The organism is Alkalihalobacillus sp. CinArs1 (genome assembly GCF_947387515.1).
In the GTDB taxonomy this organism is placed as follows: domain Bacteria; phylum Bacillota; class Bacilli; order Bacillales; family Guptibacillaceae; genus Guptibacillus.
This window is the reverse complement of record NZ_CANDOB010000007.1, coordinates 16,825-32,233: the sequence shown is the minus strand read 5'-3', so window position 1 is coordinate 32,233 and position 15,409 is coordinate 16,825. Positions and strand designations below refer to the sequence as shown.

17 protein-coding genes are annotated in these 15,409 nt (G+C 41.6%); 12 read left to right on the top strand and 5 right to left on the bottom strand.

Annotated features, from left to right (window positions below):
- Positions 1-23: 23 nt before the first annotated feature.
- Positions 24-410, top strand: coding sequence for a DoxX family protein (locus PFZ69_RS19960; protein WP_270182856.1), 387 nt, complete (start codon positions 24-26; stop codon positions 408-410).
- A gap of 75 nt (positions 411-485) precedes the next feature.
- On the opposite strand, the gene PFZ69_RS19955 is transcribed toward PFZ69_RS19960, so the two are convergent.
- Complete coding sequence (locus PFZ69_RS19955) at positions 486-1,388, bottom strand: aldo/keto reductase (protein ID WP_270182855.1); 903 nt, start codon at positions 1,386-1,388, stop codon at positions 486-488.
- 658 nt (positions 1,389-2,046) lie between these two features.
- Between PFZ69_RS19955 and PFZ69_RS19950 the strand changes: the two genes are divergently transcribed.
- The 6 genes from PFZ69_RS19950 to PFZ69_RS19925 all read left to right on the top strand — a co-directional run bounded on the left by PFZ69_RS19950 (position 2,047) and on the right by PFZ69_RS19925 (position 5,421).
- On the top strand, positions 2,047-2,481 hold the full coding sequence (locus PFZ69_RS19950; protein WP_270182854.1) for a disulfide oxidoreductase: 435 nt from the start codon (positions 2,047-2,049) through the stop codon (positions 2,479-2,481).
- On the top strand, positions 2,481-2,945 hold the full coding sequence (locus PFZ69_RS19945) for a thioredoxin family protein (RefSeq protein WP_270182853.1): 465 nt from the start codon (positions 2,481-2,483) through the stop codon (positions 2,943-2,945). Before PFZ69_RS19950 ends, PFZ69_RS19945 begins: the two co-directional genes overlap by 1 nt.
- Before the next feature lie 118 nt (positions 2,946-3,063).
- Positions 3,064-3,552, top strand: a complete 489-nt coding sequence (gene mscL / locus PFZ69_RS19940; protein WP_270182852.1) for a large conductance mechanosensitive channel protein MscL — start codon at positions 3,064-3,066, stop codon at positions 3,550-3,552.
- 85 nt (positions 3,553-3,637) lie between these two features.
- Positions 3,638-4,360 carry an alpha/beta hydrolase gene (locus PFZ69_RS19935; RefSeq protein WP_270182851.1) on the top strand — a complete coding sequence of 241 codons (723 nt, stop codon included), beginning with the start codon at positions 3,638-3,640 and terminating at the stop codon, positions 4,358-4,360.
- A gap of 29 nt (positions 4,361-4,389) precedes the next feature.
- Positions 4,390-5,028 (top strand): nucleotidyltransferase domain-containing protein, encoded by a 639-nt coding sequence (locus PFZ69_RS19930; RefSeq protein WP_270182850.1) that lies wholly within the window; start codon positions 4,390-4,392, stop codon positions 5,026-5,028.
- A gap of 63 nt (positions 5,029-5,091) precedes the next feature.
- Positions 5,092-5,421 carry a tRNA-binding protein gene (locus tag PFZ69_RS19925; RefSeq protein ID WP_270182849.1) on the top strand — a complete coding sequence of 110 codons (330 nt, stop codon included), beginning with the start codon at positions 5,092-5,094 and terminating at the stop codon, positions 5,419-5,421.
- 32 nt (positions 5,422-5,453) lie between these two features.
- Here the strand turns inward: PFZ69_RS19925 and PFZ69_RS19920 are convergent, their stop codons facing one another.
- Together PFZ69_RS19920 and PFZ69_RS19915 are read right to left on the bottom strand one after the other, a co-directional pair.
- Positions 5,454-7,403: an NADPH-dependent 2,4-dienoyl-CoA reductase gene (locus tag PFZ69_RS19920; RefSeq protein WP_270182848.1), complete on the bottom strand. Its 1,950-nt coding sequence runs from the start codon at positions 7,401-7,403 to the stop codon at positions 5,454-5,456.
- A gap of 113 nt (positions 7,404-7,516) precedes the next feature.
- Positions 7,517-8,371: a DegV family protein gene (locus PFZ69_RS19915; RefSeq protein ID WP_270182847.1), complete on the bottom strand. Its 855-nt coding sequence runs from the start codon at positions 8,369-8,371 to the stop codon at positions 7,517-7,519.
- Positions 8,372-8,516: 145 nt separating this feature from the next.
- Between PFZ69_RS19915 and uvsE the strand changes: the two genes are divergently transcribed.
- A complete protein-coding gene (gene uvsE / locus PFZ69_RS19910; protein ID WP_270182846.1) occupies positions 8,517-9,482 on the top strand; it encodes a UV DNA damage repair endonuclease UvsE in 966 nt (321 codons plus the stop codon).
- A 200-nt stretch (positions 9,483-9,682) separates the two neighbouring features.
- Here uvsE and PFZ69_RS19905 read toward each other — a convergent pair whose 3' ends face one another.
- Positions 9,683-10,279 carry a TetR/AcrR family transcriptional regulator gene (locus PFZ69_RS19905; protein ID WP_270182845.1) on the bottom strand — a complete coding sequence of 199 codons (597 nt, stop codon included), beginning with the start codon at positions 10,277-10,279 and terminating at the stop codon, positions 9,683-9,685.
- Positions 10,280-10,403: 124 nt separating this feature from the next.
- Between PFZ69_RS19905 and PFZ69_RS19900 the strand changes: the two genes are divergently transcribed.
- On the top strand, positions 10,404-11,402 hold the full coding sequence (locus PFZ69_RS19900; protein WP_270182879.1) for an NADPH:quinone oxidoreductase family protein: 999 nt from the start codon (positions 10,404-10,406) through the stop codon (positions 11,400-11,402).
- Positions 11,403-11,457: 55 nt separating this feature from the next.
- On the opposite strand, the gene PFZ69_RS19895 is transcribed toward PFZ69_RS19900, so the two are convergent.
- A complete protein-coding gene (locus tag PFZ69_RS19895; protein WP_270182844.1) occupies positions 11,458-12,102 on the bottom strand; it encodes an O-methyltransferase in 645 nt (214 codons plus the stop codon).
- 168 nt (positions 12,103-12,270) lie between these two features.
- Here PFZ69_RS19895 and PFZ69_RS19890 point away from each other — a divergent pair, with 168 nt between their 5' ends.
- From PFZ69_RS19890 to PFZ69_RS19880, 3 genes are all read left to right on the top strand, one after another.
- Positions 12,271-13,329, top strand: a complete 1,059-nt coding sequence (locus tag PFZ69_RS19890; protein ID WP_270182843.1) for a hypothetical protein — start codon at positions 12,271-12,273, stop codon at positions 13,327-13,329.
- 146 nt (positions 13,330-13,475) lie between these two features.
- On the top strand, positions 13,476-13,958 hold the full coding sequence (locus tag PFZ69_RS19885; RefSeq protein WP_270182842.1) for a PH domain-containing protein: 483 nt from the start codon (positions 13,476-13,478) through the stop codon (positions 13,956-13,958).
- Positions 13,948-15,393 carry a PH domain-containing protein gene (locus PFZ69_RS19880; protein ID WP_270182841.1) on the top strand — a complete coding sequence of 482 codons (1,446 nt, stop codon included), beginning with the start codon at positions 13,948-13,950 and terminating at the stop codon, positions 15,391-15,393. Before PFZ69_RS19885 ends, PFZ69_RS19880 begins: the two co-directional genes overlap by 11 nt.
- The last annotated feature ends 16 nt before the right edge of the window (positions 15,394-15,409 follow it).

The window sequence follows — 15,409 nt, the reverse complement described above, 5'->3', positions numbered from 1 at the left end:
AAACATTAAATGAGGTGCATAATGTGAATCGTAGAGTAGAATGGGGTCTTTTGGCAGGGCGGTTAATATTAGGAGTGATCATGTTTGCTCATGGAATCCAGAAACTCGCTGGCATGGATAATACGGTTGCACTATTTGAAAAGATAGGACAACCTGCTTGGCTTGCTTATTTTACTGCTATCGTTGAAGCAGCAGGTGGGGCTGCACTTATCCTTGGTGTTTTCGTTGTTCCTTCTGCAATCATTCTAGGATTGACGATGCTTGGAGCAATCGTCCTTGCGAAGCTTCAGATGGGGTTGATTGGCGGGTTTGAGTTTCCATTATCATTACTAGGGCTGTCTATTATTTTAGCTGTAACAGGAAGTAGGAAATTTTCGATAGCTGAGATCATAACGAATGAGAAATCATAGCATTCAATCAAACGTTTGTTTAACAGAATAGTGTTCATAAAGAAAGCGTCCGGAATGTGCCCGGACGCTTGTCTTTTATGGAATGTCGTGGCCCATAGAGCTAGTGAGGATGTCAAACCATTGGTCACGTGTTAAGGATAACGAAAGCGCACCAATCGCACTATCGATGCGATGCGTTTTACCTGATCCAACGATCGGCATAATGTCCGCTGGATGGTTAAGAAGCCAAGCATAAAGGACTTGGTCGATTCCCTCCGCACCAATTTCTGAAGCAACCTTTTCTAATGTCTGGCGTAAACGAGCTGCCTTTTCGTCAGTTGCGCTAAATACGTTTCCTCCAGCAAGAGGAGACCAAGCCATCGGTTTTACGCGCTTTTCCTGACATAAGTTAAGAGTGCCATCTTCAAAGTTTTCCAGGTTATATGCCGACAGTTCGATCTGATTCGTGATGAGTGGTTGATCGACATAAGATTGAAGCATGTTGAACTGATGTTGCTTAAAGTTCGATACACCGAAATGGCGTACCTTTCCGTCTCTTTGGAGAGTAGAGAAGGCTTCTGCTACTTGTTCAGGGTCCATAAACGGATCAGGCCGATGAATAAGGAGCGCATCGATATAGTCAGTGCCAAGAGACTTCAGTGATTGCTCTGCTGAAGCAATGATATGTTCTTTGCTCGTGTTGTAAATATGAGATGTATGAGAAGGGCGGTTTGGAGATTCGAGAACGATGCCGCACTTTGTTACGATCTCCATCTCTTGTCTTAAAGACGGTTTAAGAGCTAAAGCCTTACCGAATAGTTCTTCACACTCGTAACTGCCATATATGTCTGCATGGTCAAAAGTAGTGATCCCACGTTCAAGGTTGTGTTCAATTAGGGCTAACGTTTCTTCGCTCGACTGATCCCAGTCTGCAAGACGCCATAGTCCGTGAATAATACGTGAAAAAGATAGATCTTCGCCTAGATTAACGCGCTGCATAGATAAACCTCCTGAATGAGCTATAGTTCGTACACCTACTATCATAAAAAAATACAAGCGTTTGCACAACTATAATGAACTAACACTTTCATTGAAAATGCTTCTCATTATCAACTATGGATGATATAATAAGTTAAAATTTAGACGAGAGGTGAGATGATGGTAGAAACTATACAGCTGTTATTGTTTTTCATGATTCTAATTGCATCGTTTGCTACATTTGCATTCATTCTGAGATCGGAAGCCAAAAAGAGTGGATATTTACGAAATAGAAGCACGCGACTTATAGAAAAAGTACCTCACCTAACAATTAAAAAAGGCTATTGACTTTTTAATTGATAAAGATTATCATTATCACATAAGGAAATGAAAATGAATTGTGTTCCCCGACATTGTTCATTTCAAAGAAGAAGAGAAGTTCCCCCTTCAAATAGCTGCCTGCACCGGTAGCTATTTTACTTAGTTGCAATACATTCACCTTTTATATCTTGACGCTGCTTCTGCAGGGTCTTTTTTCTTTTGGGTTGTGACAACTTATCAAACGTTAGATAGGAAAAGTTGTGCAAAGGAATACATATCACGTATGCTATAGGTGGGCTTTATTAAGTATGCTGCCATATAGATTAGACCATTATATCGTTTAAGAGAGGTTACACGAATGAGTTACGAAAATAAGAAAGAGTACTTATTGTTTGGTGCCTGGGCCACTGCAGTAATGGCTATGGCTGGAAGCTTGTACTTCTCAGAAATCCTGGGGTATGAACCATGTGTGTTATGTTGGTATCAACGCATCTTGATGTATCCTCTAGTGATCGTACTTGGAATAGCAGCTGTAAAGAAAGATGCAGGACAATGGCTGTATGTTCTTCCTATTTCGCTTATCGGGGTTTGCGTTTCGTTCTATCATTACTTGATTCAGAAAACAACCTTCTTCGCTGAGTCCTCTCCGGCATGTGGAAGAGTTCCGTGTACTGGTGAATATATTAACGCATTCGGATTTATTACAATCCCGTTCTTAGCTTTAACTGGGTTTACCATTATTAGTGTTATTATGGTCGTATTGGCTATGCAGAAGAAGGAGGAAGGAAAATAATGAAAAAAATCATCATATTCCTTGGAATCATCATCGTATTATTCGGTGCCTTAGCTTTCATTACAAGCTATTCCAATAGTGAGAAGAGTGAAGACAACCCTTATGGAAAAGATTCATTAGAGCAAGGAACGATCGATCAGCTAGATGATCCTTTGTACCAAAATCAAATCCTACCTGAAGAATTAGATGAAAAGCTTTCGAATGAAGAAGACGTATTTGTTTATTTCTATAGTCCTGATTGTGTACATTGTCAAAATACATCACCTGTATTAGTACCTCTTGCAGAAGACATGGGCATCGACCTTAAGAAATATAACATCCTAGAATTCGAACAAGGTTGGAACGACTACAGAATCGAAAGCACACCTACAGTGGTTAAATTCGAAAATGGTGAGGAAGTCGATCGCATTGTAGGCTCACAGCCTGAGGAAAACTTTAAGACATGGATCGAATCAAATAAATAAAGTGTTAGACTGTCGATACGTTCGGCGGTCTTTTTTTGTGTTTTGCTCTAACTATTGATCGTCATCATAGCTTGTTTACTTTTTGCATAGAAATGAGGTAGTAAGGGAGTGGTTTTCGATGGGTCTTTTACATGAGTTCCGACAGTTTGCAATTAGAGGTAGTGCAGCTGATATGGGAATAGGAATGGTCCTTGGTGCGGCTTTTAGCAGCTTTATAGACTCGCTCGTGACTGATATCATCCTTCCGCCAATAGGTCTCTTACTAGCGAGAATCAATTTCTCTGAGTTATATATAAGCTTGAACGGGCATACCTACTCTTCCTTAGCGGATGCTAGAGAAGCTGGCGCCGCAACGATCAACTATGGGTTGTTTTTATCTACTGGTCTTCGTTTCCTCATTATTTTCTTCGCCGTGTTTCTTGTTGTACGGCAGCTTAATCGATGGCGAAAACCAGGACAAGATCCAATGAACGCGATGACACGCAAAGAGTGTCCTCTTTGTTGTACTGCGATCCCCTCGAAAGCCATTATTTGTCCAAACTGTTCAAGCTCATTGCGGGAAGAGCAACACGAACGCTATACACCGAAAGTTTCATTCAGAAAATAGGGAGAATCTTGATCGTTCACAGGTGAATCACTGCTGGTGATATACTAGTAGTACACGATAACTTGTGAAAGATGAGGTTTTGATCATGGTAGGATGTATGTTGATTCATGGATTTACTGGTGCTCCATATGAGGTAGAACCTCTTGCAGATTACCTTAGAGAACATACCGATTGGAAAATTTCTGTTCCTACGTTACCAGGCCATGGAGAGTACGAAACATTACATGGCGTCTCCTTTCAGGAATGGATCGATACAGCGGAAGAAAAGCTTAAAGAGCTCCTAGAAACATGTGACACCGTTTATCTCGTAGGGTTCTCGATGGGCGGAGTGTTAGCAGGTTATCTTGCTACAGCATACAAAGTTGAGAAACTTGTATTGTTAAGTGCAGCCTATCGCTACATCCACCCCGTTCAGATGGTAAAAGATATCGGCAGAATGGTGTTAGATACGAGCAGAGGGCAAATTAGCCAAAATGAACTTTACATTCGTTATAAAGAGAAACTTAAAGTAACACCTTTCCAAGCATCCCTTCAATTCAGAAAGCTCGTTCAGAAATTAAGACCCTCATTTCGCGATGTAAAGGTACCTACCTTGATCCTGCAAGGGAAGCTCGATAGTATGGTTCCTTATAAAACAGCACATACCATTTATCAGACGATTGGTTCAAAACAAAAGCAATTTCACGTGATGGATTGTTCACGCCACCTAATCTGTCATGGTGATGATCGCGATGATGTTATTCAAAAAGTGTATCAGTTCTTAACAAATGGAACGGACCAGTCTCAACATACGCTTGCTCCTTCTTAGGGTCTCGTTATAAAAAGGAGAAGGAACTTATGTTAAATTCCGAGATAACGCCTATAAGGTTTGCTACATATGCAAAAAGATTAGTGAATCGCTTGAAGACTCCTGCACTACGAGGGGTTATCCTAACAGGCAGTTTTGCCAGGGGAGAAGCGGGTCCGAAATCAGACTTAGATGTATGGTGCTTCTATCATAAAGAAGTGATGAAGCCACTTTATCTACCTCAGCTTCCTGGAGTTCCAGTCCATCTCAGAAGCATGACGATTGAAGAATACGAGCTAACGATGAGTGGAGAAAAAGATGTGGTAGCTCCATATTTCGAGCAGCTTGTTTTATATGGCGATACGCCTTTTCAATTACCAAAGAAAGAGTCCATTCAATCAGGTAAGATCAATTTGTTACATTCGATTGAATCCAGGCTGAATACGAGCGCTACAAATGAGGAGATGTATGATCTTCTCAACGGTGTTATGTATCTGATGCGAATCGAACGATATTTATCCATGTTGGAATACCCGCTGACGATTTCAGACTTGTATTCAACTGAACAGGATAAAACGAATCGCAAGTTGATCGAATGCTTCTCTACTTGTTTGTTAGGTGACGAGATTCAAGATTCAGCTCACATACTCTCGTTGCTTAAGGAATTCGTTATGAAAAGAAGTGAATGAGCAGGACTAATAGAGAAAGAGGTCGAAGGCATTACTTATCTTTTTATAAAGGCAGGTAGAGAGATGGCAACGTTTGAAGATTTTATGAAGCTAGATATTCGAGTTGGAGAGATTGTTGACGTAGAAGCGTTTGAAAAAGCAAGAAAGCCGGCTTATAAACTAAAGGTCGATCTTGGTGACGATGTCGGTGTGAAGAAGTCTAGTGCTCAGATTACAGATCTGTATGAAAAGACAGACTTAATCGGAAAGCAGGTGCTAGCTGTCATTAACTTTCCACCTCGTCAAATCGCAGATTTCATGTCTGAAGTATTGGTGTTAGGTGTTTACGGAGAAAGTGGAGTGGTCTTAATCCAGCCAGATATGAAGGTGAAGAACGGGGACAAGCTAGGTTAACAGAAAAAGACGGGGCGATATGCCCCGTCTTCTTAACGTTGTGTTGTTGGAATGGATTGCGGTTCGAACGCAATCTTTGCTCCTTCATAGATGGCTCGTTTGGCATCTAATTCTCCAGCAAGCCTCGCGCCACCAATAACAGCCACTTGAATGCCCTTTTCGGTCAATCGATCATATTCTTGTGGAAGATTAGACTCTTGACCTGCTGCTAGAATAACAGCATCTGCTTTTAGAAATTCTTTGTTATTCGTCTCACCATCCGTAATCACGAGCCCCTCCTCGGTGATTTCTTCATAGTGGAGGTTTGTACGGAACTTTACTCCATGTTTCTTAAGATCCTGAAGCATAGCCCATTTCGTTGTTTTACCGAGACCTTCTCCCATCCTTCCGTTACGACGAAGCATCAATATTTCGTGATCTCCTCGTTCGATCAAATAGTGAGAGAGGTCGCATCCGATGCCCCCTGCACCGATAATGATGACTTTCTTTCCTACGGTTGCCCTGCCTGAGAGTACATCTGGGTAAGGTATAGCAAATTCGACGCCTGGGATAATAGGCTTTCTTGGTACAACACCAGTTGCAATGACGACAAGGTCAGGAGAATGATTCAACAGGTCTTCAGTAGAAGGTTTGTGATTGAGGCTGATCGATACGCCTAATCGTTTTAATTCAGTTGTATAATACCTAACCGTTTCATCGAACTCTTTCTTGATTGGGATTTGTCGAGCTAGATTGAACTGTCCCCCGATCGAGTCACTCGCTTCATAAAGGACGACGGAATGGCCGAGTTCGGCGTGTGCTCTTGCTGACTCTAGACCAGCAACACCGCCACCGACTACAAGCACTTTCTTCCGTTCGCTCGCTTTCTTATAAACCCACTTGTATTCTCTTCCCGCTCTTGGATTCACAAGACATGAGACGGCTTTTCCTTCAAACGCATGATCCAGACAAGCCTGGTTACAAGCGATACATGTATTGATTTGATCAAGAGATTGAGCCTGAGACTTATGCAATAAGTTAGGATCTGCAAGAAACGGCCTTGCCATCGAGACCATATCTAACTGCTGTAAAAGGTCATCAGCAAGAACAGGATCATTGATTCGGTTGCTACCGATAACAGGTATCGATACTTTTTCCTTAATATCGAGGGCGATTTGAATAAATCCTGCCCTTGGTACCATCATCGATATTGTAGGAGTAGTGGATTCGTGCCAGCCGATCCCTATGTTTAATACGTCTGCGTCGTTCTCTTCAACTAACTTTGCAAAAGCAAGGGTTTCTTCATGTGTAGTAGAGTTTGGTACAAGATCCATTCCTGAAAGGCGATAGATAATGGGATAATCATCTCCAACAGCTTTTCTTACAGCATTCAGCACCGCTAGCGGAAAGCGCGTTCTCTTCTCAAAGCTTCCTCCCCAATAATCTGTACGTTTGTTTGTAGCTGGTGACATGAACTGGTTAATAAGATAACCTTCTGACCCCATAATTTCGACAGCGTCAAACCCAACTTCCTTCGCTTTTCTACCTGCTTCTGCGTAAGATTCAAGCAGGTTGAGAATATCAAGTTCAGTTAGCTCAGTTGGAGTTTCCCTATGAATCGGAGATCTTATCGGCGATGGAGCAACTGCAGGAATGCCGGTTAATTCAGAATAAGCGTATCGACCTGCGTGAAAAAGCTGAGCGGCGATGCGTCCACCTGCTTGGTGCACACGTGTTGTTAACCGTTTCATCGTTGTTAGGTCTTTTTCTCGATAAAAGCCTAAAAAATGATGTCCCCCGTCTCCTTCAGGTGATACCGAGATGCCACCGGTAACCATCAGTCCTGGCCCATACTCCCCAGCACGCTCAGTATAGAAGGAAATCATCGCTTCCTCTTTTTCTGGAACGCCTTCAATGCCTAGGTGCATCGAGCCCATCATCACTCTGTTAGGTAAGGTTAGCTCACGAATTTTGATCGGTTCAAACAAACTTTTCCATTTCATATACAAATCACCACACCTTTTTGTTTATGACTGGATTCGCTGAATGACCATTCATTTCCTTTAAAAGTACCAAAAAAAAAAGAGCGCGAGGGGCGCTCTTCACTCTAGTCGATCTAATTTTTTTTGAAAGCAACAAGAAGGCCGCCTTCACCAGCATAAGTGCCGATCAAAGGTCCCATAGTCGAGAGGACTACGCGCTTAAACTTGTACCTTTCTTGAATTTGTTCCATTAGAGCTCTTGCTTTGTCTTCACAATTACTGTGTGCAATCGCGACTACTTTGTCTTCAAGATTATGCCCGTATTCACCAACTTTTTGGATGAATTGACGAATGGCCCGTTTGTTTCCACGCACTTTATCGAGTACCTCGAGTGAACCATCATCGCCCGCTCTCATGAGCAGCTTAATATTAAGCGCAGAAGCGATCGTACCTTTCACTCGATCAAGCCTTCCACCTTTGATAACGTTCTCTAGCGTATCGAGAAGAAACATCGTTAGCGTTTCATCTGTATACATTTCGGTTTCCCTAACAATGTCTTCAAAGCTTTCACCGTTCTGAGCCATCTCTGCAGCATGACAAACGATAATACCAAGACCGGATGACGCTGTTTTTGAATTGATCACTTCTACATCTCGATCAGGATGTTCCTCATGAAACATCTGCTTTGCCAATACGGCATTCTCGTAAGTGGTGCTTAATGCCTTGGACAACGAAATAACAAGTATTTTATCTTCTGGTTCGGATTGTTCAAATTTTGTTAGGAAGTCCTGTGGTGACGGGGCAGAAGACTTCGGTAGTTCTTTCGCTTGCTTTAATTTCTGATAAAACGTCGGTGTATCGATATCAACCCCAGCTTTGTATTCTTTCTCTCCGAAAAGCAAGTTGAGTGGGACAACCGTTACGTTTAGGTCAGCTAGCATTTCTTCAGGAAAGTCGATGCTGCTGTCCGTAATAATTCGAATCGCCATGGATATTACCCCTTTATACAAATTACCTTTACCAGGTATTACGTTTATTGTACCACGCTTCGACAGAAAATTGATTGTAACCTACAGTTATGAAACAAGAAGGTTTGGAAAGTCTAAGAAAACGACCAGTTATTGGAGGACCAACATGACAATTATAAGACTTGGATACGTAGCAATGAGTATGGAGCTAAAGAATAGTTCTCCTTCTCAGACAATGACGTATACACAATTTCAGAAGCTCACGAACCGCGAAGCAGGTATTCGTAAGCTTGAACGAATTGCTAAATCAAACTTGGAGAACTGTCTGCGTCTTTTGAAACACAACAAAGGGAACGAAATTTCTTTCTTTCGCTTTAGTTCTAGATTAATTCCACTCGCTAACCACGAAGCATTAGAAGACTGGAGTTACATGGAAGCTTTAGAAGATGAACTTTACGCATTGGGAGACTTTGCTAAGAAAGAGAAAATGAGAGTCGACTTTCACCCTGATCACTTTGTATTACTTAATACCCCAAAAAAAGAAACATTAACAACATCTACGACTACACTTGCGATGCACGTCAGGTTGCTAGAGAAAATGGGGATCGATTCGAAACACCGGTGTGTGCTACACGTTGGTGGGGGATACAACGACAAAGAAAAAGCGTTAGAACGTTTTATTCATAACTGGATGTATATCCCTCGAAAAATTCAAGAGACCGTCATGTTAGAGAACGATGATACGACGTTCACAATGCTTGATACCCTTTATTTATGCGAGAAACTAGGGATTCCGCTCGTATTTGATTACCATCATCACCTGGCCTGTCACAGTGAGGAAGAATGGGAGAAAGACTGGTCTAGAGTTGTTTCTACATGGAACTCATCACCCTTACCAGTGAAAATGCATATTTCTTCTCCGAAGAGCGAAAAGGAGTTTCGGAGTCATGCGGATTATGTAGATTGTGATATGTTTTTTCAGTTCTTGAACGCTGTTAAAGGAAGCACACCGCAAATCGATTGCATGATTGAAGCAAAGCAAAAGGATCGAGCATTGTTTCAACTTATGGAAGAGGTAAAGAGAAGGGATGATATCGAAGTAATCGATCAATCTACGTTTAAACTAAAATAAAAACCGGGGACTCCCGGCTTCTATTCAGTGATCTTTTTATCTTTTTGTTTTGTAGATGGATTTGTTTCGTTAGCATGTTCAACAGCTTGAGCAAGCTCTTTTTTCATTCCGCGTTTCTTCTTCTTTGACATGATAACCCCTCCTTACCAAGTATCGTTTCCATGAAGAAGCGGTTTATGCGGACATAGAAAAACGGCGCTTCAAGACGCCGTTTTAGTCATATAAGCTTTGATTGCATGTAGGCATAGGTCTTTGTATGTTGCATGTTGATCGTGATCACCAGTCATCAACCATTGAACCATGAATCCATCGATTAAGCTTCTGATCGTTTTTGAAGCATCATCAATATCACCCACGGTAAAACGACCTTCTCCTTGTCCATGATGGAGGATTGTTTTACAGATCGAAGCACAATTTTGATAAAAGCGTGCATTGATCTCTCTATAACGCTCGTTCCGAGTCGCTTGAGCGAGAAAATCTAAATAAACTTTGTAAAAGCGTTCATTCTCAAGAGGACCAACGAAGACGGAGTTCACGTATGCTCTTAACATGGCTTCTGCCGACGTTTCTTTTTCGACAGCCATTTTTTCTTTTTCGTAGATTCGTTCAGTAATCTGATTTAATAAGTGAGCTAGAACATCTTCTTTATTTTTGAAGTAATAGTTCGATACCCCTTTACTGACATCCGCGTATTCAGCGATGTCTTGGAGAGTAACGGCTTCATACCCTTTATCAGCGACAGCCTCAAAGGCTGCTTTAATGATTTGTTGTCTTCTCATTTCAGCTTTTTGCTTCATTCATCACAACTCCTTGCACTAATCATTATACATAATTGGGTAATGAAGATAAACAATTCAATTTATTTGACCGGTCAGAATAATTTTTGTTACTGTTAGTTCATAACGAGTTTAAAGGAGGATTATTTTGGCACAGTTTAAAGCACTCGTAGTAGATAAAGTAAATGAAGATACAAATGTATCAGTGAAGGATGTAGAAAAAGAAGATCTGTCGACTGGTGACGTTCTTGTTAAGGTGCACTATTCAAGTGTGAACTATAAAGATGGGTTAGCAACACACCCAAAAGGTAAGATCGTAAAGGAATACCCTCATGTTCCTGGGATCGACCTTGCCGGTGAGGTCGTTGAGTCCGACAGCCCGGAATGGAAAGAAGGAGACAAGGTTATCGTAACAAGCTACGATTTAGGCGTTTCCCATTCAGGTGGCTTTAGTGAGTACGCACGTGTGAAATCAGAGTGGATGGTTCCTCTTCCAGAAAACTTAACTTTAAAAGAAGCGATGGTATTCGGAACAGCCGGATTTACAGCTGCCCTTTCTGTCCATCGATTAGAGCAAGCTGGTATCACTCCTGAGAATGGACCGATTCTTGTAACAGGAGCAACTGGCGGAGTGGGAAGCATGGCAGTTTCGATCCTAGCGAAGAAAGGATATGACGTAACTGCAAGTACAGGAAAAGAATCAGAGCATGGCTACCTAAAAGAGCTAGGCGCTTCCTCCATCATCAGTAGAGATGAAGCAGCACCCGAAGACTTTAAACCACTTGGCAAGCAAAAGTGGGCTGGCGCCGTTGATCCTGTTGGAGGCTCAACACTTGCGGCAGTTCTTAGTAACCTAAAGTATGGTGGAGCGGTCGCTGTAAGCGGGTTAACAGGCGGCACGAAAGTTCCTACATCCGTTTTTCCATTTATTCTTCGGGGTGCAAACGTGCTAGGAATCGATTCTGTCTATTGTCCGATGGATGTCCGTACAGAGGTTTGGAGCAAGATCGCGAGCGAGTACAAACCATCTCAACAACTAGAGGCAATGACGAATGAAGTAACGATCAATGAACTACCGGACGTATTGAATACAATTCTAAAAGGACAGGTAAGAGGAAGAACAATCGTTTCTTTCAACGATTAAAAGTCATTTAACTAAAAAGCCTTCTAGCCATTTTACAGGTTAGAAGGCTTTTTTATTATTCTGCTTCCTTTACTCTTCCAACTGTAAGACCGTCGCATAATGGAAGAATGATCGATTCGAGTCGTTCGTCGTTTGCCATTTTCAGGTTAAATTCTCTGATTGCTTCTACATTGTCATCCTTGATCGTTTCGTCAAAAACTCTGTCACCTTGGAGTGTATTGTCAGCAGCGATGATAGCCCCTGGCGATGCAAGCTTGATGGCCATATCAAGATAAGCAGGATAATTCACCTTATCAGCATCGATAAAGAAGAAGTCATACCTTTGACCTGCATTATAAAGAGATTCCATGTTTTGAAGAGCGGGACCAATGACATACTTTACTTTCTCTTTTAGTCCAGCTTTTTCTAAGTTACTATGAGCAACAGTTGCATAAGATTGTTCAAGCTCTAGTGATGTTAATGAGCCTTCCTTACCAAGTGCTCCGGCAAGAATGATTCCGCTATACCCACCTAACGCTCCAATTTCCAGAACATGACGAGGGTTTCTCATCTTTACGAGTATGGAGAGTAAGCGGCCTACCTCAGGTTTAACTGAGATGGATGGCATTCCATTTGCTTTGATTCGCTCGTTGACCTCTTGAAGAAGGGGATCTTCAGAGCCAAATAATAAATGAATATAGTCATCGTGATTTGTTGCCATGCGGATCTCATCCTTTCAACGATCTATTCGCTATTATTGTTGTCTAGTTAGTAGCTACTGTCAAGAAACTTTCCTGAACCAAGGAATTTTAGAAATAAACCCCTGGGAAAATAAGGGTTAAAGGGACTTTAGTCCCTTTCTTTTTAACGAGAGTTGGGAAACTAAGAAATGAAAGTCGCAAATAATGAGTCAAAAGTTATTGCTATTTCCCAATACCCGCTTATATCATTCAATGTTACACTAGTACTAACAGCAAGGATCGGTCTTAAATATCCAACCTTTTTCCTGTTATCGTTGAAAAAGGCGGCTGACTATGGAGGGGGAATTAAGAAAATGGCATACGGTAACAAAGCGTTATACGAAGAACAGGACCCTTTAACCGTTGCGCAACCTATCGATCGGGTCAATGTACCTAAACTACCGATTACTAGTGATGAAGGTTATTCAAATGTTGTCAAAGACGCAAATCATAACTATTGGTTCTCAAAACAATTAGCCCCTAACCATTTTGAGGTGTATGTTTTCATTCATCGTCTCGCTCAGCTGCGCACGTTTCAGGTTAATGGTAGTCCGAGTTTCTATGAGTATCACAAAAGCATCTGCATCGCATGCGAAGGTGAAGAGTGGAATGGGTGGATTTATGAGTTTTCAAAAGACGACCCCCGCATCACTCATCAATGGCATGTGAAGGGAATATTTTGTGATTTGAAGCGAAAGGGAAATAAGCTGATCGTTTCCTCTTATTGCGTGGAAGAAGATAAAGCACTACTTACGGTGTTTGGTGAGAATGGGAAGAATGTCATTGAGTTAGAGAAAGGATATTCTCCAGTGAACATGCTTGTTGAAGATCATGGTATCTATATCGCGGCTCTTTCGATATCGGCAGCTCAACAAGATAAGATTCTACTACTCGACGGAGAGTTTCGTGTTCAACAATCTTTCCTTCTAGACTTCTCCCCACGTACGATCTATTCATGGAACGGCTGCTTGATCGTACATGGTCTGAACGGAAGAACGGGTAAAAGCGATCAGCTCGTCTATATTTGCGCGAAAACAGGCGTCCAAGAAAAATGTTCGATTCCAAGCGTTGAATTGATCGACTGTACGGAGAAGCACCTTACGTTTTATGATGCAGACGATAAAGTTCTATCACTTTGGGACCATCAACTAAAAGAAATAACGAGTATGAGGGAGTCTGAACGACCACATGTTTCAACCCTCTTTTAGATGTAAAAGCCTGAGCATTCGATGCTCGGGCTTTTATTTATTCAAGGAAGAAAGACTCTAGTGGTCATTTATAGATAGCATAAAATAACAGTGATATACTAATTGAAGATATGATGTACTAGATATGCAAGAAAGCGAGGTAAGAGATGCGACCTGATCCTTCAAAAAAAATAGATCGAAGAGGATTAAAAGTATGGCAGATAACAGGTGTCATTCTTTCAATTCTTCTACTCGGAATTGTAGCTGGGATGTTCAGCTTGCACTACTTAGTGGTTAAACTTCCAATTTGGAGTTTGGTTGCAACCTGTGTTGTTGTAGCCGTGTTAATCATGCTACAAATTTGGATACTACCGCTTCTTCGCTACAAAAAATGGCGGTATGAAGTAAGTGAACACGAAATTGAACTAAAACATGGCGTTATCATTGTCAAGCGTACATTGATACCGATGGTACGGGTTCAGCACGTTGATACGAGGCAAGGACCGCTACTGCGCGCTTATAAGCTTTCTTCCGTAACCATTTCAACAGCAGCCACCACACATGAAATACCTGCTCTCTCTAATGAAGTTGCTGATGAGTTAAGAGATAAAATATCGGTACTTGCAAGGGTGACCGAAGATGATGTCTGAGAAAAAACGACTGCATCCTGTTGCCATGCTGCTTGCTTTCTTAGCTTCATTGAAGGAAGTAGCACTTCCACTCATTATTTTCGTCTTTATTGGTAGAGGTGGAGAAGGATATTCATGGTGGCACTTTTTGATCATGGGTGCCTTCTTGTTATTTACGTTAGGAAACGGTGTTTTATCATGGTGGTTTTATACGTATCAAATAAGAAACAACGAACTACAAATTCATCAGGGCTTTATTTTTCGAAAGAAGCGATTTATTCCACGTGAACGAGTTCAATCGATCGATACATCTCAAGGAGTGATTCAACGGATCTTCGGACTAGTAAAGGTTCAAATCGAAACGGCTGGCGGTGGTGGAGAACCAGAGGTGGTCATGTCAGCTCTAAGTCGTTTTGATGCTGAACAATTGAGATCAGAATTATATAAATCCAGAAGGCCGGAAGAGGCTGAGGAAACGTTCGTAAATGAACCTCCTGTAAAGGAATATCGGTTATCGAAGAAAGACTTAATCATCGCTGCATCCACGTCTGGAGGTATAGGGGTATTCTTATCCTTCATCGCTGCGATCGGTTCACAGGTGGATAATATCCTGCCTGATGAATTCTACTCGATCATTACTGAACGAGTCATGGATGCGACACTCACATTTATCTTAGTGATCGCTTTAATTGTTTTACTCCTATCGTGGATTTTTTCTGTATTAGGAACAGTACTGAAATACGGAGGGTTTGTCCTTTCTCGAACAGAGGACGACCTTATTATAAAAAGAGGGATATTAGAGCGTCGCCAATTGACGATTCCTGTGCAACGTGTTCAGGCAATAAGGGTAGTTGAAGGCTTATTAAGGCAACCTTTTGGCTATGCTACGATCTATGTTGAAAGTGGAGGCGGTGGTGGAAAGGATGAACAGTTTTCAACGATCTTATTTCCACTCCTGAAACGTAAGAGAATCCAAGCATTTTTAGAAGAGTTAATTCCTGAAGTACCTGTCCATCAGGAGCTCACGCCGCTTCCTCGGAAGGCAAGAATTCGTTATATGATACGGTTCATGCTACCGTCACTCATTCCTGCTTTGTTGATCACTTATTTCGTTCCATTTGGTTATCTTTCATTTAGTATCCTTCCGGTCGCTTGTTTTCTTGGTTACCTTCACCATAAGGACGCCGGCTGGAGTATAAAAGACACGACATCGCTCCTGCAGTTCAGACAGATCGGCAGGGTTCGTGTTTATGTACCACGTAAGAGGATCCAGGCTATGGAGCTAAATTCAACGCTGTTTCAAAAGCGTAAATCGTTGACGACAATACAGGTTTCAATTCTTTCTAGTCTTGCAGGTAAACAATTTAGGGTTAGAGATATTGAGCTTTTGAATGGACATGACCTGTTGAACTGGTATTCTTACAATAATAGTATAAAAAAACAAACGGATGAATAAACAGCAAGGAGGAAAA